Origin of the sequence: Mycolicibacterium phocaicum, assembly GCF_010731115.1 — a bacterium.
GTDB lineage: Bacteria > Actinomycetota > Actinomycetes > Mycobacteriales > Mycobacteriaceae > Mycobacterium > Mycobacterium phocaicum.
In genome coordinates, this window is record NZ_AP022616.1 from 478,194 (window position 1) to 495,018 (window position 16,825).

Genomic DNA, 16,825 nt, shown 5'->3' on the forward strand with positions numbered 1-16,825 from the left:
GAGGGACCTTCGACACTAGGCCCGGTTAACGCGGCGCGGTCAGATGTCATCGGAGATCGGTGGATCTCCAGACCACTACGGCACAAGGACTTCCGATGAACACCCAAGCCCCAGTCACCCCGGTCGTGGTCGGTATCGACGGGTCCAAACATGCGCGGCGCGCTGCGCGGTGGGCTGCGCTCGAGGCGGCGAGCCGGGACACCACATTGCGGCTGGTTTACGTCATCGACTCGGAAGGACCTGATGGCCAGAAGAGCATCCACCGCGCGCAGCACGCGTTGCACAAGGCCTGGAAAGCGGTGGCCGATACGCATATCGACGTCAAGCTCGAGTCGGAGATACTCTCCGGCAGTCCGGCGGAATGCTTGGCCGAAGAGTCATGGCGTGCCGCGCTGGTGTGCGTCGGCGACCGGGGGACGCACGACACGCCCGATGCTCCACGCGGATCCACGGCTGTCGAGGTGGCCCGCAACGCACCGGGCACGGTAGCGATCATCCGCCGGACACACCGCGAATTCGACCATCGCAAATGGATTGTGGCCGTGCTGGACGAATCAGCCTCTGCCACTGCCGTACTGAAGGCCGCCGAGGCTGACTCGGCATGGCGCGCCGCGCCCATTCTGATGTTGGAGCCGTGGTCGCATTCGGGTGAGCCGGCCGACCAAGGGCATCCGGTGCACGCCGCCCTGGAGCGCTACTTGCGGGCTGCGGATGACGGTCACCTGGAGTCGGTCACGCTGGCGATGCCCGGGCATCTGACCAACCTGTTGCGCCAGAGCGCGTGCATCGACCAGCTCGTCATCGTGCCCGGCGACGACAGCGAACTGGTGGCGGAACTGACCAGCGACGAGATGCGCAAGACCTTGAAAGGTTCGGACTGCACGCTGTTGTTCATGCGGACGGCCTCCCACCCAACGAGCGGTAATGGAGCTGCCTGCCAGCAGAGTTCGATCGACCTGGCGACGGTAGGGCAGGCATGACCGTGCTGCATGAGCCGGTCCGCGACACTGCACGTGCGGACTGGATTGCCGGAGTTGCGGAGAAACTTGCTCTTCGTGAGGGACGCCACGATATGGCGCGCGATATGGAGATCATGCACTGGTGCCGAGAGGCTGCGACGCGGTTCACGGACGCTCGAATTCAGGCGTTCGTCCCGGTTCTGGTCGAGCGCATCGTCGGCGACCGCATCCGGCGCGATCGGATCGGACGGGGTTGTGCTCCGGCGGTTATGGAACGTGCGGGTCGCTAGGTGCTGCGGTGACAAGGCCGCGTAGCCGGGACCTTCCGATCACTTCGAGCAACCGCCGCAGCAGCGGTCGGAACAGAAAGTATCCGGCCCCGCTGACGACGCCGCCGAGTACCAGGCCGGCAAGGACATCGCTCGGATAGTGGGCACCGACGTAGATGCGCGCGAACGCCATCACAGCCGCCGCCACGGCAGCCACGATACCCAGGTGGCGGTTCACCAGCCACAGTCCTGCGGCCACCGCTGCCACGATAACGGCATGGATGCTCGGGAAACCGCCGTCGGTATTGCAGTGCAGAACCACGATGTTCCGTAGTGCGTTGCACGGACGGGTTTCGTTGACGGACAAGGCGATCGGGTCGTAGATCAGTAGGGCGGCCAACACGCCCAGCGGTGTCCACATCGCCGCGACCATGGCCGCCGGGTCGGTGCTCTTGCGGGCGAGCCACCATCCGGCCGACAGCAACACGAGGAACACGAACACCCCGTCGTTGGCGTACGCGGTCAGCAGAGGCTGTAGCCATGGAGTATCGCGAGCGAAATCGTTGATGACGTGGAAGATTCGTTGGTCGAGATTCATCGCCGATACTCTCCGGTCGCCGCAGTGTCTGGTGCCCGCCTTTAATAGTGGTCCAACGCGGCGATTCGTGAACGACCGACCCGCGAATGTTGCGAACGATCACTGGTGCCACGAACATGAGCTTGTGTGCCAGATTCCGTCGTGATTTGGCACACAAGCTCAGTCTCGGCGAACCTGCGACTTGGTCGTGTACCGAGGTCTACCGTCTTGGCTAACCGTCAACCGGAGGAGGCCGCGATGCCGTTGAACCCCAGGGACTCGTTCGACGCGGTCCGGGACGTCGCCGTGCATTCCGTCGAGAAGGCGTCGGACATCGTCGACAACGCCGCGGACATCATCAGAGGTGATGTAAGAGAAGGGATTTCCGGCATTGTCGAGAATTCCGTCGACATTGGCCGGCATGCTGTCGACAAGCTCAAGGAGGTCGTCACCGGAGACGGTGCCAATACTGACGCCGAAGCGTGATCCGGTTTTTCAGCGAATAGTCGCCGGCCGGGGATAGGGTGCGGGCGCAATGGCCGACGAGTCCCTGGGAAGGACGGACGATGAAGGTTCTGGTGACCGGGGGGACGGGCTTTGTCGGTGCGCATATCGTCGCCGCGCTGATCCGGGACGGACACGAGGTGCGGATGCTGGTCCGCCGGGCCGAGCAAGTGCCGATATCGCTTGAACCGCTGGGTGTTTCGGTCCAAGACATCGTCGTCGGAGATGTGTTGGATCCTGAGGTGGTCGCCGCGGGACTCGACGGTGTGGACGCCGTCGTGCACGCGGCCGCGGTGTTCAGTCTCGACGCGCGCCGGGCCGCCGAGATCACCCGGACCAACCTGCGCGCAACGGAATTGGTCGTGGGCGGTGCGGTGGAACGCGGCCTGGATCCCATCGTGCACATCTCGTCGACGGTGGCCCTCACGTGTCGCGACGGCGGCGGACCCGACCTGCCGCTGGGCGACGTCGACCGGCCCTACGCCAAGTCCAAACGTGAATCAGAGGTGCAGATTCGGGCGCTGCAGTCGACCGGGGCGCCCGTGGTATCGGTGTATCCCGGCGGCGTGTTGGGGCCGCACGATCCGTACCTGGGCACGCAGTCCGAGCTGTTCGCGTGGATCGTGAAGGGCTGGCTTCCGGTGTGGCCGACGGGCGGGGCCCACTATGTCGACGTCCGCGACACCGCCGATGTGGTCGCCGCATGCCTGGTGCCGGGCCGAGGTCCGCGCCGCTACGTGGTGCCCGGGCATCACCTCACCGGCGACCTGATGCACGGCACGCTGCACAAGATCACCGGACGGTGGCTGCCGTTCGTGACCACACCGTCCATCGTGGCCAAGCCCTTCAGCCGGTTCGTGGAGCTGTTCAACAAGGTGTTGCCCGACAGCGTGCACCTGCCGGCGGACGTCGAGACCGTCGAACTCGCCGAACGCGACACCCGCTTCGACACGTCGCCCACCACCGAGGACCTCGGCATCGTCGCCCGGCCGTTCGAGGAGACTGCCCGCGACACCCTGTTGTGGCTCATCGAAATCGGCGCGCTGGCAAGCAGATACGCCGGAAACCTGCGCTGAGCTAGGGCGTCGCGGTCGCGGCGGCGGCCCGGTCGGTGAGCAGGTCGTAGATCGGGCGGGACCCGAGCGCGATGGCGACCAGCAGCGCCGTCGCGCAGGCACCGAGCATCGGCGGCAGTTGGTTGGTGCTGCCCGTGAGCTCGGTGGCGAGGATGAGCCCCGTCACGGGCGCCTGGACGGTGGCGGTGAAGAACGCCGCCATGCCGATGAGGGCGAGTGCAGCCGGGGCGGGTGCTGTATGCGGCGCCAAGTGGGTCGCGATCAGGCCGACAATCAACCCTACATCGGCGCCGAGGACGAGCATCGGCGCGAACAGACCGCCGGGCGTGCCCGCCGCATACGAGACGACACCGAGGATGAACCGCAGCACCAGCACCGCGGTGACGGCACCGATGGCACCGTGGCCGAGCAGCGCCTCCTGGGTGAGCTGGTCACCCCCACCGGCAAGGTCGGGGGAGTACCAGACCAGTACCCCGACGCCGGCGCCGATGAGCGCGGCCCGGACCTCGACCGGCCACCGGCTGGTGTCGGCGGTGCGCAGGCCGAACATGATGGCCTTGTTGTAGAGGACGCCCAGAAGACCGGCGAGGACGCCGACGGCCAATACCCACCAGGAGCCGGCCAGCTGCGGATCGGCCAGGGCCGGCACCTGGAATTCACTGCCGGAGCCGACGAACGGGAGGGCCGCCATGAACCCGGACGCGGACGCGATGAGGGTGGCCACCGTGGTGCGCGGGTCGAAGCGCTTGACGAGTTCTTCCAGGACGAAGACACCGCCGGCGATCGGCGCGTTGAACGCGGTCGCCAAGCCGGCGGCAGCTCCGGCGGCGGCGAGGACGCGAAGGTCGGCTTGGGAGCGCCGCGTCGCCGAGGCGACGATGATGGCGATGGACCCACCCATCTGCACCGACGGTCCTTCGCGCCCGAGGGCGAGGCCGGACCCGAGGGACAGCAACCCACCGACGTACTTGATCGGGAGGATTCTGAAGCGGCCCGGCTCGGCGCGGCCGGCGACGACAGCCTCGACGCGGGGGATGCCACTGCCCTCGGCGTGCGGTTCCACACGGCAGACCAACGACGCGGCCACCGCGGTGCAGACGGCGCAGATGGCCACGACAACGATGGGGCCCCACCAACTTCCGTGCGACCAGTGCGACAGCGAGGTGCGCCACTGCGTCGCGTAGTCGAGCAGCGCCCGGAAGCTGCCTGCCGTCAGACCGGTCAACGCACCGACGACTGCCGCGGCGAGGACGAACCCGATGACGTTGCCGGCGCGTCCCTTATCCATCACAGCCCACCACGGGCGACCAACTGCGCGGCGATGACATTGCGCTGGATTTCGTTGGTGCCCTCGCCGACGATCATCAGCGGGGCGTCGCGGAAGTAGCGTTCGACGTCGTATTCGGTGGAATAGCCATAGCCACCGTGGATTCGGACGGCGTTGAGCGCGATCTCCATGGCGATCTCGGACGCGAACAGCTTGGCCATGCCGGCCTCCATGTCGCAGCGCTCGCCACTGTCGTAGCGTTCGGCGGCATACCGCGTCAGCTGGCGCGCGGCCGTGAGTTTGGTGGCCATGTCCGCCAGGTAATTGCCGACCGACTGGTGTTTCCAGATCGGCAGACCGAAGCTCTCGCGCTCCTGCGCGTATTTGAGCGCGTCCTCCAGCGCGGCGGTCGCGACGCCGAGGGCCCGCGAGGCGACCTGAATCCGGCCCGTCTCAAGGCCTTTCATCATCTGACCGAAACCCCTGCCCGGCTCGCCACCGAGGATCGAGGACGCGGGCGTGCGGTAGCCGTCGAACGTCAGCTCGCAGGATTCGACGCCCTTGTAGCCCAGCTTGGGCAGATCACGTGACACCGTCAGCCCGGGGCCGTGCTCGACGAGTACCACCGAAATGCCTTTGTGCCGTGGCTCGGCGGTGGGATCGGTCTTGCACAGCAGCGCGATCAGGCCCGACCGGCGCGCATTGCTGATCCACGTCTTGGACCCGCTGATCACCAGGTCGTCACCATCGCGGCGCGCGACGGTCGACATGTTCTGCAGATCCGAGCCGCCGCCCGGTTCGGTCAGGGCCATGGTTGCGCGCAGCTCGCCGGTGGCCATGCGCGGCAGGTACGTCTGCCTCTGCACCGCAGTGCCGAACAGGCCGATCAGCTTGGCCACCACGGTGTGACCGCCCATGGCGCCGGCCAGGCTCATCCAGCCGCGTGAGAGTTCCTGCGTCACTTCGACATAACACGGCATCGACACCGGGGAGCCGCCGTACTCCTCGGGGATCGCCAGCCCGTAGATGCCGATCTGCTTCATCTGCTCGATCCACGCCTCGGGGTAGGTGTTGGCGTGTTCGACGTCGCGCACCGTGGGCTTGACGTCGCGGTCGATGAACGCGCGCACGGTTTCGACGAGCAGGGCCTCTTCGTCGGTCAGGTGAGTGGACACGGGCACTACCTTGCCAGGGGTGGTGCCGGTCACGAAGCCGGTCGGTCTAGGCGAGTTTCCGGTGCGCCGCCTGCTCGACGAACAGCGGGATGAAGTCCCGCACCGCGTGATCGTGGAAATCGGCGTGGATCCGGCGCACCACGGCCGTCACGGTCCGGGGATCGATGTTCGGATAGGTGATGGTCAATTGCGCCACCAGCGCGTCGATGGCGGCGTACTCGGCCGCTCGCGCGGTCGTGGGATCAACCTCGGCCTCGACGTCGATCTCGGTCAGGTCGGTGTCCTGGTGCTCGATCGCGAACGCGTCGAACGCGGCGACCACGCGTTCGGGAGTGGCATCGGGGTGCTCGCGGGCCAGCGCATCGAGCGCGATCCAGCAGGTCGGGCCCAGAATCGTGGTGGGTGGTGGCCGGTCTCCCCGCGTGATGGCCGCGGTGAGCAGATCCCGGAAGGTCTGCTCGGCGAGGCTCGTGGGTTCTTCGGACATGCCAGCGACTGTACGGACCGATGGTTACCGCCAGGCGACGCGCACGTGAGATCGACTTTTCGCACCACGGGGTGGGACAGGCACGGTCGGTGACCGGTGATCGCACCCACAATCGGCGGCGACTGTCGACAAAGGAGCGCGGATGTACCTGCACATCGACCCCACCGAGGTCCCACCAGCAGTCGAGGTGCGGGAACCGGATGACTTCACGGCCTTCAAGGTGGTCGTCGAGGTGCCCGAGCACGCCTGGATCGTGCCCGACGTACTGACCGCCCTGGCCGGCCGCGGTGACGACGACGAGTGGCGGCAGAATCTGGCCGGGATGCTGGCATATGCCGCGAGCAAGGGCTGGTGTGACGACGCCGGACGGGTCCGGGCGCACGTCGAGGTGACTAGCGCAGCACCGCACCGGGATTGAGAATGCCCTGTGGATCGAGTGCGTCCTTGATGCGCCGCGTCAGGGCCATGACGTCGTCGCCCAACTGATTGGGCAGCCAGTCCCGCTTGAGGCGTCCGACGCCGTGCTCGCCGGTGATGGTGCCGCCGAGCCCGATGGCCAGCTCCATGATGCGGGCGAACGCGCGCTCGGCGCGGTCGGTGGCGTCGGGATCGGTGGGGTCGTACACGATGATCGGATGCGTGTTGCCGTCGCCGGCGTGCGCCACCATGTAGATCTGCACATCGCAGGTGTCGGCGATGTCCTCGACCCCGGTGACCAACGCCGGCAGTTGCGGGATCGGGACGCCCACGTCCTCGAGCAACAAGCTGCCCAGCTTCTCGACCGCGCCGAACATGCCGCGGCGGGCCGCGGTGAACGCGGCTCCCTCGGCCGGATCGTCCGTGGCGAAAACCTCCGTGGCGCCACACTTCTCGCAGTTGCTGACCATGGTCGCCACTTCCGCCGCGGCGGCTCCCGGCGCATCGGACTGCATCAACAACATGGCCCGGGCGGACCGGTCCAGACCCATCCGCATGTGGTCCTCGGCGGCGTTGATGCTCGCGTGGTCCATGAATTCCAGCATCGCCGGCCGGATTTCAGCGGTGATGGCGACCACCGCGTTGGCGGCGTCCGCGACGGAGTCGAACAGGGCCACCACGGTCGACGCGGGCGGTTGTGCCGGGATCAACCGCAGCGTGAGCTCCGTGATGACGCCCAGAATGCCCTCGGAACCAATGAACAATTTCGTCAACGCCAGTCCTGCAACGTCTTTCAGCAGCGGGCCACCGAGCCGTAGCGCCGTGCCGTCGGCCAGCACCACCTCCATGCCGAGCACGTAATCACCGGTGACGCCGTACTTCACGCAACACAGACCGCCCGCGTTGGTCGCTGCGTTGCCGCCGATCGACGAGATGTCGATGGACGACGGGTCCGGCGGATACCACAGGCCGTGTTGGGCGGCCGCGCGCTTGACCTCGGTGTTGGTCAGGCCCGGCTGCACCACCGCGGTCCGGGTGGCCGGATCGATCCGGATGTCCCGCATCCGTTCGGTGCTGAGCACGACGGAACCGTCGACGGCGTCGGCCCCGCCGGACAGGCCCGATCCGGCGCCGCGCGGCACCACGGCGACATGGTGTTCGGCGGCCCACCGCAAAACCTGCTGAACGTCAGCGGTACCGGCGGGACGCACCACGGCGACCGGGGTGCCGGCGTGCGGATCGGCTGCCGAATCCCGGCGGTAGCGCTCGATGATGTCGGAATCGGTGATCAGCGCGCCGTCGGGCAATTCATCGGCGAGACGGTTCAGGGCGGCGTGCATCGTCGGACTGTATCGAGATCACGGCCCCGATGGACCGAACTGGTCCGCTGGGCGGATTTGTCGACGTTGCCTGCATCGACACCACGGCGGGCCTACGATTTGCCCGTGTTGCTCACCGAGGGTCAGGTTTTCGCCGGTTACACCATCCGGCGGAAACTCGGCGCGGGCGGGATGGGCAGTGTGTACCTCGCTTCGCATCCGCGTCTGCCGCGGCTGGACGCCGTGAAGGTGCTGTCGGCCGAGCTGACGTCGGATCCGGAGTACGGACCGCGGTTCCTGCGCGAAGCGGACCTGGTGTCCACGCTGTCGCATCCCAACATCCTCGGCGTCCACGACCGCGGCGAGTGCGACGGCCAGCTCTGGATTTCGATGGACTACGTGGCCGGGACCGATGCCGCACAGCTGCTGCGCGAGCACTATCCCGCCGGCATGCCGCCCGAGGTGGCGCTCCCCATCATCCATGCCGTGGCCTCGGCGCTGGACCATGCGCACCGGCGGGGGCTGCTGCACCGAGATGTGAAGCCGGCCAACATCTTGCTGGATGCCGAGACCTCCCGCATCTACCTCGCCGACTTCGGGATCGCCCGGCCCATGAATGACTCGGCGGGGCTCACCGCGACCAACATGGCGGTAGGGACGGTCGCGTACGCGGCGCCGGAGCAGCTCCGGGGCGAGGGGATGGACGGCCGCACGGATCAATACGCCTTGGCGTGCACGGCATTCCAGCTCCTCACCGGGAACCCGCCGTACGCCGACAGCAACCCGGCGGTGGTCATCACCAAGCACGTCACCGCACCGGCGCCGTCGCTGGGGGAGCACCGGCCCGAACTCCGTGGCCTGGATCCGGTCCTGGCGCGGGCCATGTCGAAGACGCCTGCGGCGCGTTTCGCCAGCTGCGGTGAGTTCGCGCAGGCCCTGCAGCAGCAGTCCCGCCAACCAATGCCGATGGCCACCAACGACTTCCGCAATCAGCAGACCATGGCCGCGCCGGCACCCCCACCGTCCACACGGCACGCACCGCAGCCGCTGAACCTGCCGCCACAGCAGTTCACCTCGCCACCGCCGCGGTCGTCACGGTCCGGGGCGCTCATTGCGGTCCTGGCGGTGGTCGCCCTGTTGGTCGTCGCCGGCGTGGTGTTCGCCGGGGTGCAACTGTTCGGGGGTGGCGACCACCCGATCGGGACGCCGCCGACGCACACCATGTCGCCGACAGCCGCGGGTACCGGCTTCAGCGGCAGGTACCGCGCCGAATACGGCCCGGCCACCGATCTCCAGGGCACGGCGATCCCCGGCGGACCCGCGATCACGGGCCAATGGGACGTGCGGTCGTCGTGCGGCGCCAACGGGTGCATCGCCAACGCGTCGTACACCGGAAAGAGCGCCGTCCCCGTGGTGTCGAACATGACGTTCGACCAGATCTCCGGTGACTGGGTCGCCGTCGGGACCGGGGCCGTGAAATGCACCGACGCACCGGGCGAGGCGCCGACCGAGGTGTGGGTGGTCTTCACGCTGACCCCCAAGCCCGACGGCACCTTGGCCGGTGAGACGACGCGCAGCGCCGTCAACGGCTGCAGCAGCGTGAAGCGGACGGTTACCTTCACCCGCACCGGCGACGGCGAGTTGAGCAGCGTGTCCGATCCCGCCGGCCTGCCGCCGCGCACCACGTCACCGGCCTCGACACTGCACGGCCGCTACCACGAGAACATCGTGTACGCGGTCGGCGGCTTCGGCCCGGGGGCGCCGGATCTGGAGGTCCGTACGCAGTGCCTGCGCACGGGAGACCGGTGCATCAGCGCATTCCACGCGATGGACGGTGTGGTCACGCTGATCTTCGCCGCGGGCAAGTGGACACGTACCGAGGAGGGCACCGTCCCGTGCGCGCTCGGGGGGACCACGCACGTCAAGATCACCGCGGAGTATCCGCTGCCGACCGATCTCCAGGATCCGATCCCGACGCTGGAGGGTCGAGGTACCAACACGTCGACCGGCGGCGAATGCAAGGGTGGCGATTTCACCGACAAGTTCGTACGCACCGGGGACTGACTGCGATTTGCGTTCCGGAAGTGCCGATCGGGCGGCGGACTCGGGCCGGCCGATTTAAGCTGACTGCCAGCGATTTCGACTTCTCGGGGAGCTGACCATGGCTGAGCCGCCGGTGATCGAGATCCGCGAATGGGGCCGGCCGGCCCGCCGCATGACGCTCAGCAGGCCGGTGCAGTTCGGCCGCGAGTGCGACGGCGTCAACCTCGCCGACAGCGAGGTATCCCGCCGCCACCTGCGGCTGGTTCCGACGCCCACGGCGCTGTCGGTCGTCGACCTCGGCAGCAGCAACGGCAGTACCGTCAATGGCGTGCCGCTGACCGGGCGCGGGACCCTGTCGACCGGCGACGTGATCCGCTTGGGACGCACGGAGATTCTCGTCGTACACGCTCCGAAGCTGTCGAGCGCGGAGCAGGCGCCGGTCGCCGTGGCCGCCCACGACCCCACGCGGACGATGCAGGTGATCAAGCTCGTCGACGTCCCGGTCCCGGCGGCCGCGGCGGCGGAGGTCCGGCCGGTGGGACTGCGGCTGGCCGAGCGGGCGCTGGGCATCGACCCGACCGGAACCCGCGACCTGTTCCCGCCGTACACCGAACTGCCGCACAAGGTTTCGCGTCAGGCATGGCTCGCGATCCGGGTCGGCAGCGTGCTGGTGTATCTCGCGGTGGTAGTGACGCTGTTCGTCCGGCCGGCCGCGGGACTGTTCGTCTTCTTCCGGGTGATCGTGCCGCTGTGGCCGGCGTTGTTCTTCATCGCGCCCGGTGTGTGGCGCAACATCTGCCCGCTGTCGGCATCGAATCAGCTGCCTCGGGTCGCCGGGTTCAGCCGGGCCGCCACCGCCCCCGGTTGGTGGACGCGCAACAGCTTCCTGATTGCCGCGGCGCTGTTCTTCAGCATCGCGGGCGCGCGGCTGATCGGCCTGGACCGCAGCGGACCGGCCACGGGCGTGGTGCTGGCCGTGATCATCGCCTCGGCATTCGCCGGCGGGTTCCTGCTCAAAGGCAAGAGCGGCTGGTGCTCCAGCATCTGCCCGCTGCTGCCGCTGCAACGCACGTACGGGCAGACGCCGTACGTCACGTCGCCGAACAGTCACTGTGAGTCCTGCCTGGGCTGTGCGAAGAACTGCTACGACTTCAAACCCCGGGCGGCCTGGCAGGCCGACATGGCGGATCCCGAGCCGCGGTGGAGTGCGCCACGCGTGTTGTTCGCCGCCGCGCTACCGGGATTCATCATCGGCTTCTTCACCGTGCATGCCCAGCAGGGCGGTATGGCGACCGAAAAGTACGGTGCGCTGGCGCTTTTCGTGTTGGTCAGCGTCGGGCTGTGCTATGTGGTGCAGGCCGTCACGCCGCTGAGCCAGGCGATGGTGACGGCGATCTTCGCTGCGGTGGCCATCAACGCGTACTACTGGTTCTCCGGTCCCATCATCGCCGACTCGGTGCGGCAGATCACCGGTGTCGACGCGCCCTGGCTGCGGTGGCCCATCATCGTGGCGATCGCGCTGCTGACGCTGTGGTGGCTGGCCCGAACCCGGGTCAGCGAGCTGCAGTTCGCGTATGTCACCGGCGCGCGGCCCGAACCGGTGCTGCTGAACCAGCCGAAAGTGCCGGCGCGCACCGACGCCGCCGGCGGCGAAACCGCAGCTGTGCGAGTGCGTTTCGAATCTGATGCCGAACCCGTCGGGGCCGACATCGGGATGAGTCTGCTCGACGTCGCGGAAAGCAGTGGACAGCCGATCGAGGCGGGCTGTCGAATGGGCGTATGTGGTGCCGACCCCGTGTCGATTGTCGCCGGGATGAGCTGCCTGTCGCCGGCGGAAGCCGACGAACTCAAGACGCTGAACCGGCTGGGCCTGGGCAAGTCCAGCAGGATGGCGTGCTGTGCCCGGATCCAGGGCGGCCATGATGGCGGTGTCACGGTGTCGCTGACGCCCGAACGCGCCGACACCGCGGCGAGCAGGCCCGTCAGCTACGACCGCTCGATCGTCAGCATCGTGGTGGTCGGCAACGGCATCGCGGGGGTGACGGCCGCGGACTTCCTGCGCCGGGGCCACCCCGACTGCGAAATCCATCTGGTGGGAGCCGAGCCACACGGTCTGTACAACCGCATGGGCATCTCGCGACTGGTGTACGGCCGGTCGGCGATGCAGGGCCTGTACCTGCTGCCCGAGCAGTGGTACGACGACCACGGTGTCACCGCCTGGCTGAACACGTGGGCATCCGGCATCCATCTGCGTTCGCGCGTGGTGCGCCTCGGCACCGGCGAGACACTGCCGTACGACAGGCTGATCCTGGCGATGGGGTCCAGCGCCGCGGTACCCGACATTCCGGGCCTGAACCGGCCCGGAAGCGTCGTGCTGCGTTCGGCTGCCGACGCCATGCGAATCCGCGCGTACGTGCAGGAACGGCGGGCCCGGCACGCGGTGGTGGCCGGTGGTGGCCTGCTGGGGCTCGAGGCGGCGTACTGCCTGCACCAACTCGGCCTGCAAGTGACTATGCTGGAACGCGGCACGCGGCTGCTGAGCAAGCAGATCGACGCGCGCTGCTCGCAACTCGTGGCCGAGCATTTCGCCCGCGCCGGCATCACCATCGCCCACAAGGCGGAGACGGCGGAAGTGCGCGGCGACCCCGCCGTCACCGGCGTGCGGTTCAAGGACGGCCGAATTTTGTCGTGCGAGCTGTTCCTGGCCGCCACCGGCATCCGGCCCAACATCGAATTGGCAAGGGACGCAGGCCTGCCCGTCGGCAAAGGGGTGCTGGTCGACGACCGGATGCAGACCCGGGTGCCCGGCGTCTACGCCGCCGGTGATGTCGCCGAGCACGGCGGCCGCGTGCTGGGCCTGTGGCCGGTGGCGACCGAACAGGCCGAGGCGGCGGCGGTCAATGCGCTGGGCGGCGACCGGACCGTGCCGGTCGAGACGCCGCCGACCATTCTCAAAGGTGTTGAACTGGAACTCTTTTCGATCGGCCCGGTGGACCCCGGCGCGGGCGACGAGGTGGTCGTCATCGACCGGCCGACGGTGCCGTCCTACCGCAGGCTGGTGGTATCGCGCGGCCGTGCGGTCGGGGCGACGGTGCTCGGGCACCACCCCGCCGACCTCGCGGCCGCCCAGAAAGCGGTCCGCGAGCAGCGCCGCGTCGGACCGGTGGCAATGGGGGTGCTACGGACGGGCAACTGGGACATTCTGTCCGATGCCGACAGACTCGCCTACTGACTCTGGGCCGGCACCTGATAGGTGAGAATCTTCTGGCCGATCCGCAGGTAGCAGCCAGGTAGCAGCTCGACGGGCTGGTCGCCGATCTGGGTCCAGGTCTGGTCTCCGGGCGCCGCGATGTGGGTCCCACCGACGGTTTGTGCGTCGCGGACCAGGACCATGCCGCCGCTGACGGTCACATAGGCGTGGACGCGCGACACCTGTGGGTCGTCGGGCAGGCTGATCGGCGATGCCGCACCGCTCACGACCGCGGGATCGATCATCGGGTTGCGGCCGATGATGTACGGACGGTCCAACGGGTACCCGGCCCCGTCGTCGGCGGTCAGGATTCCGGTGACCGGACGGGCGCGGGTTGTCGCGGGGGCCGGCTGAGGTGCTTGCTGCGCGGCGGACCGCGCCAGTGCCGACTGCAGTACGAAGCCGCCGCCGGGCACCACGCCGGCGACCAGATCGGTGTCCGCGCAGGGCACGAATGTCGTTGCGGCGCCGCAGATCGTGATCCGGTCGAACCAGGGCGGGACAGGTTCGTCGACGAGCGGCCGGCCACCGCTGCCCAGACGCCGCTGACCGCCGCCCGCCTCGACGTCGGCGATCACCTCGCCCCGCACGATCAGGTGCAGACAGTCGCCGGCCGGTATCAGCGCGCCGAACGCCGGCACGGTGTCGGTTTCCGGACCATGGGCGAGTCCGGCGAGCGCCTGGGGCAATGCCGGCGGCGCGACGGTGGTGAGCAGCTGCAACAGCGGGCGGGCACGGGCGCCGTCGGGGAGGTATGTCAGCACATCGCCGAATCGGGCGACCAGACCTTCGCCGCGGCCGATGGCCACGTAGTGCTGCTTCTGTTCCACCTTGTCGCCGCCTCGGTAGGTTGCCGCAGATGCTGATGATAAGTCAGCGTCCGACCCCGTGCCATGCGGCGATTCACCTGCGGCGGCGGGGCCCGTGCCCGTCATCAGGTCCCGGCAGTGTCCCTGAGTTCAATCACGGTGGCGATCTGCCGTCGGTTACTGAACTCAGGGACCTCGGACGGCCGCAGAACGTACCTGGCTTCAATTGCGGTGGCCGTGAGCACCTCGTCGTTGACTCTTGGGATCACCTTCGTCTTCCGGGTAGCTGCAAGGGCACAACGGGTGCCTGCAGGAGCGACAAACATGCAGGTCAGGCCCGACGATGGAAGCACTCCGCAATACCGGCCACCAACCTGAAAGGAAGCGCCGAACATGAAGATCACCGTCAAGCACTTCGCGCCCTGGCTGGCTGCTGTCGCCGCTGTCGGAGCTCTCGCCCTGGCACCCGTCGCCGCCGCAGACCACGACGAGGCCGACCAGTCTGCCGGCGCGCTGGATCAGCCTCTCTGATCGCGCGCCCGGCGACCGGCCCGGCTCCACCAGATCAGTGTTTCTGCCTTCCAAGGCTTTTCGACGAGAAGGCGGTATCGAGGGGTGACACTGGCGGGAGCCGGGCCGTTTCGGCTGCTCGGTGTAGTCAGGCGATGAGGGCGCGGATCGCGTCGCCCGACAGATCGAGTTTCGGCAGGAACCGCGGTGGTGAGTCACTCAGGTCGGCGACGGGCAGGTCGGTGAAGGTCGAGGTCAGGATGGCCATCACGGTGGCGGTGCCGGCGTGGGAGTTCAGTTGCGCGACAAGGTCGAAGCCGCTCTCCTCACCGAGGTTCACGTCGACCAGCGCGATGTCCGGCCGGAGCCGTTCGACGGTGTGCAGCCCGTCCGAGATGGATTGTGCGGTGCCGACGACGTCGATGCCGCCCTGCCGCAGGAGTGCCGTCGCCGCGGCCAGGTAGTCGGCGTTGTCGTCGACGATGACGCATCGCAGAGATTGGCGCTTCGTCATGACTGCATTGTCTCCCGGGTGATGCCGTCCGGGCATTCCTGCTAGCTGCCATCTGTGCCGGCGACGGCGGTCTCTTTCAGCGGCATCTCCGCGACGAGCGTGGTCCCGACACCGGCGGTGCTGGACAGGCGCAGCTTGCCGCCGAGGGCGGCCACCCGGTCCTCCAGACCGAGCAGGCCGCTACCGGCGTCGAGGGCCGCGCCGCCGACCCCGTCGTCGGTGACCGTGATGCGCAACGATGTCGCGTCGGTGTCGACGTGCACGGTGACCACCGACGCCTGCGCGTGCTTGGCGGCATTGGTGAGGGCTTCGGCGACGGTGTAGTAGGCGGCGATCTCGACGGCCTGCGGCAGCCGCGCCGGGACGTCGACGTCGACCTCGACGGGCAGTGGCGCGCGCCGGCCGAGGTCGCGCAGTGCCGGACGCAGGCCGCCGCGCGACAGGATCGCGGGATGCACCCCGTGCGCGAGCTCGCGCAGCTCGTCGCTGGCGGTGCGCAGCCCGTCGCCGATGCCGGCGATACGGGATTGCAGCTCGGCTGGATCATCCGGGATCGCCATCTGGAGGGTGCGCACCTGAAGGGCCAGCGTGACGAGCCGCTGTTGGGCGCCGTCATGCAGGTCGCGTTCGATGCCGCGCCGCGCGTTGTCGGAAGCGGTGACGATACGGGCCCGGGATGCGACGAGCTCGGCGCGAGCGTGCGCGTTCGCGATGGCCGTGCCGATGAGTTCGGCGAAGTCCTTCAGGCAGTCTTCGGTGTCGGCGGGGAGCGCGTCCGGACCGGATGTGCCGACAATCATTGCGCCCCAGAGCTGTCCGTCGACCGTGATGGGTACGCCGACGCACGCCTGTAGCCCGAGATCACGGACGAGTGCCGCCGTCGAACCGCCGGCGTCGTCGTGGGTGTCCTTGCGCGCGGGGCTGCCGGTCGAACGCACCATCGCGATGACGTCGTCGCCGTCGACGGGGAATGTGGTCCCGACGGCGATCGTGGTGAGTCCCGGTTCGTCGTGTGCGGCAACAAGAGTCGCGGTGCGACCCGACTCGTACCGGACGAGCCCGGCGTTGCGGACATGCAGCACCGCGGCGACTTCGTCGGCCACACCCGACAGGACGTCGGACGGCGACCTGCCTTCGGCGATCTGGGTCGCGACCCGTCGCAGTGCGCCCTGTTGGTCGGCGAGTTCGCGCACGCGCTCGGTGGCCGCGGTGGCGACCTGCCAGCTCTGGTGCGCGTCACGGGCACGGGTACGCAGTTGCCAGCCAAGGACATTCGCGAGCCCGGCGATGGGCAGGAACACCGACAGCGTGAGAACGTCGATCGGCTTGAGGGGCAGGAGCGGGCCGCCGTCCAGATGCACCTGCAGGTAGGCGACGGCACTGGCGACAGTGGTGAGCAGTGACAGACCGAGACCCCAGCCCGCGCTCATGATCAGCACGCCGAACATGAAGACGATGGCGTAGGTGCTGTGCGGCGGCGGGTCTCGCAGTAGCCGAACCACCCCGACCTCGCCGGCGATCAGGCCGGCGGCGACCAGCAGCCCGATGTACCACGGCGGGGTGGAGACAGCCGGATTCCATCGTGCCGGATTCATCGGCCGCCTCCCGCCTGGTCACCTGGTTCGGTCATCGAACCCTAACCGCGGTCG

At 68.3% G+C, this 16,825-nt stretch carries 16 protein-coding genes; 8 read left to right on the plus strand and 8 right to left on the minus strand.

Translation table 11 applies throughout. The features are described from left to right. Nucleotides 1–125: 125 nt before the first annotated feature. Both G6N46_RS02310 and G6N46_RS02315 read left to right on the plus strand, forming a co-directional pair. The gene (locus G6N46_RS02310; protein WP_234880676.1) at nt 126–980 is read left to right on the plus strand and encodes a universal stress protein; all 855 of its coding nucleotides are present in this window, start codon (nt 126–128) and stop codon (nt 978–980) included. Next, a complete protein-coding gene (locus G6N46_RS02315) occupies nt 977–1,249 on the plus strand; it encodes a three-helix bundle dimerization domain-containing protein (RefSeq protein ID WP_138249457.1) in 273 nt (90 codons plus the stop codon). Before G6N46_RS02310 ends, G6N46_RS02315 begins: the two co-directional genes overlap by 4 nt. Here G6N46_RS02315 and G6N46_RS02320 read toward each other — a convergent pair. After that, nucleotides 1,227–1,826 carry a phosphatase PAP2 family protein gene (locus G6N46_RS02320; RefSeq protein ID WP_138249456.1) on the minus strand — a complete coding sequence of 200 codons (600 nt, stop codon included), beginning with the start codon at nt 1,824–1,826 and terminating at the stop codon, nt 1,227–1,229. The two genes, G6N46_RS02315 and G6N46_RS02320, sit on opposite strands and share 23 nt — an antisense overlap. Before the next feature lie 237 nt (nt 1,827–2,063). Between G6N46_RS02320 and G6N46_RS02325 the strand changes: the two genes are divergently transcribed. Then, entirely contained in the window at nt 2,064–2,291 is a 228-nt protein-coding gene (locus G6N46_RS02325; RefSeq protein ID WP_138249455.1) for an Rv1893 family protein, read from the plus strand. 80 nt (nt 2,292–2,371) lie between these two features. Continuing rightward, on the plus strand, nt 2,372–3,385 hold the full coding sequence (locus tag G6N46_RS02330) for an NAD-dependent epimerase/dehydratase family protein (protein WP_138249454.1): 1,014 nt from the start codon (nt 2,372–2,374) through the stop codon (nt 3,383–3,385). A 1-nt stretch (nt 3,386) separates the two neighbouring features. Here the strand turns inward: G6N46_RS02330 and G6N46_RS02335 are convergent, their stop codons facing one another. Genes G6N46_RS02335 through G6N46_RS02345 form a run of 3 tightly spaced genes read right to left on the minus strand, consistent with a single transcriptional unit; the run spans nt 3,387 to nt 6,314 of the window. Beyond that, nucleotides 3,387–4,673 carry a H(+)/Cl(-) exchange transporter ClcA gene (locus G6N46_RS02335; RefSeq protein WP_138249453.1) on the minus strand — a complete coding sequence of 429 codons (1,287 nt, stop codon included), beginning with the start codon at nt 4,671–4,673 and terminating at the stop codon, nt 3,387–3,389. Then, nucleotides 4,673–5,827: an acyl-CoA dehydrogenase family protein gene (locus G6N46_RS02340; protein ID WP_138249452.1), complete on the minus strand. Its 1,155-nt coding sequence runs from the start codon at nt 5,825–5,827 to the stop codon at nt 4,673–4,675. The genes G6N46_RS02335 and G6N46_RS02340 overlap by 1 nt, the downstream gene beginning before the upstream one ends. A gap of 46 nt (nt 5,828–5,873) precedes the next feature. After that, nucleotides 5,874–6,314, minus strand: coding sequence for a three-helix bundle dimerization domain-containing protein (locus G6N46_RS02345; protein WP_138249451.1), 441 nt, complete (start codon nt 6,312–6,314; stop codon nt 5,874–5,876). 142 nt (nt 6,315–6,456) lie between these two features. Between G6N46_RS02345 and G6N46_RS02350 the strand changes: the two genes are divergently transcribed. Further along, nucleotides 6,457–6,732, plus strand: coding sequence for a hypothetical protein (locus G6N46_RS02350; RefSeq protein ID WP_138249450.1), 276 nt, complete (start codon nt 6,457–6,459; stop codon nt 6,730–6,732). Here G6N46_RS02350 and G6N46_RS02355 read toward each other — a convergent pair. After that, nucleotides 6,707–8,071 (minus strand): FAD-binding oxidoreductase, encoded by a 1,365-nt coding sequence (locus G6N46_RS02355; RefSeq protein WP_138249449.1) that lies wholly within the window; start codon nt 8,069–8,071, stop codon nt 6,707–6,709. The genes G6N46_RS02350 and G6N46_RS02355 overlap by 26 nt on opposite strands. Nucleotides 8,072–8,176: 105 nt before the next feature. On the opposite strand from G6N46_RS02355, the gene G6N46_RS02360 reads away from it, so the two are divergent. Both G6N46_RS02360 and G6N46_RS02365 read left to right on the plus strand, forming a co-directional pair. Next, a complete protein-coding gene (locus G6N46_RS02360; RefSeq protein WP_133427565.1) occupies nt 8,177–10,114 on the plus strand; it encodes a serine/threonine-protein kinase in 1,938 nt (645 codons plus the stop codon). 97 nt (nt 10,115–10,211) lie between these two features. Then, nucleotides 10,212–13,325, plus strand: coding sequence for an FAD-dependent oxidoreductase (locus tag G6N46_RS02365; RefSeq protein WP_138249448.1), 3,114 nt, complete (start codon nt 10,212–10,214; stop codon nt 13,323–13,325). On the opposite strand, the gene G6N46_RS02370 is transcribed toward G6N46_RS02365, so the two are convergent. After that, on the minus strand, nt 13,319–14,173 hold the full coding sequence (locus tag G6N46_RS02370; protein WP_064858866.1) for an FHA domain-containing protein: 855 nt from the start codon (nt 14,171–14,173) through the stop codon (nt 13,319–13,321). The genes G6N46_RS02365 and G6N46_RS02370 overlap by 7 nt on opposite strands. A gap of 372 nt (nt 14,174–14,545) precedes the next feature. Between G6N46_RS02370 and G6N46_RS28225 the strand changes: the two genes are divergently transcribed. Beyond that, on the plus strand, nt 14,546–14,683 hold the full coding sequence (locus G6N46_RS28225; protein WP_166428117.1) for a hypothetical protein: 138 nt from the start codon (nt 14,546–14,548) through the stop codon (nt 14,681–14,683). Between the two features lie 127 nt (nt 14,684–14,810). On the opposite strand, the gene G6N46_RS02375 is transcribed toward G6N46_RS28225, so the two are convergent. Continuing rightward, the gene (locus G6N46_RS02375; protein ID WP_133427563.1) at nt 14,811–15,176 is read right to left on the minus strand and encodes a response regulator; all 366 of its coding nucleotides are present in this window, start codon (nt 15,174–15,176) and stop codon (nt 14,811–14,813) included. Between the two features lie 41 nt (nt 15,177–15,217). After that, nucleotides 15,218–16,771: a GAF domain-containing sensor histidine kinase gene (locus G6N46_RS02380; protein WP_138249446.1), complete on the minus strand. Its 1,554-nt coding sequence runs from the start codon at nt 16,769–16,771 to the stop codon at nt 15,218–15,220. Between the last annotated feature and the right edge of the window lie 54 nt (nt 16,772–16,825).

What these genes read in the sequence shown, in the direction of transcription:
- G6N46_RS02315 (WP_138249457.1), top strand. Translation starts at nt 977, where the DNA reads ATGACCGTGCTGCATGAGCCGGTCCGCGACACTGCACGTGCGGACTGG.
- G6N46_RS02320 (WP_138249456.1), bottom strand. Translation starts at nt 1,826, where the DNA reads ATGAATCTCGACCAACGAATCTTCCACGTCATCAACGATTTCGCTCGC.
- G6N46_RS02325 (WP_138249455.1), top strand. Translation starts at nt 2,064, where the DNA reads ATGCCGTTGAACCCCAGGGACTCGTTCGACGCGGTCCGGGACGTCGCC.
- G6N46_RS02330 (WP_138249454.1), top strand. Translation starts at nt 2,372, where the DNA reads ATGAAGGTTCTGGTGACCGGGGGGACGGGCTTTGTCGGTGCGCATATC.
- G6N46_RS02335 (WP_138249453.1), bottom strand. Translation starts at nt 4,673, where the DNA reads ATGGATAAGGGACGCGCCGGCAACGTCATCGGGTTCGTCCTCGCCGCG.
- G6N46_RS02345 (WP_138249451.1), bottom strand. Translation starts at nt 6,314, where the DNA reads ATGTCCGAAGAACCCACGAGCCTCGCCGAGCAGACCTTCCGGGATCTG.
- G6N46_RS02350 (WP_138249450.1), top strand. Translation starts at nt 6,457, where the DNA reads ATGTACCTGCACATCGACCCCACCGAGGTCCCACCAGCAGTCGAGGTG.
- G6N46_RS02355 (WP_138249449.1), bottom strand. Translation starts at nt 8,071, where the DNA reads ATGCACGCCGCCCTGAACCGTCTCGCCGATGAATTGCCCGACGGCGCG.
- G6N46_RS02365 (WP_138249448.1), top strand. Translation starts at nt 10,212, where the DNA reads ATGGCTGAGCCGCCGGTGATCGAGATCCGCGAATGGGGCCGGCCGGCC.
- G6N46_RS28225 (WP_166428117.1), top strand. Translation starts at nt 14,546, where the DNA reads ATGAAGATCACCGTCAAGCACTTCGCGCCCTGGCTGGCTGCTGTCGCC.
- G6N46_RS02375 (WP_133427563.1), bottom strand. Translation starts at nt 15,176, where the DNA reads ATGACGAAGCGCCAATCTCTGCGATGCGTCATCGTCGACGACAACGCC.
- G6N46_RS02380 (WP_138249446.1), bottom strand. Translation starts at nt 16,771, where the DNA reads ATGAATCCGGCACGATGGAATCCGGCTGTCTCCACCCCGCCGTGGTAC.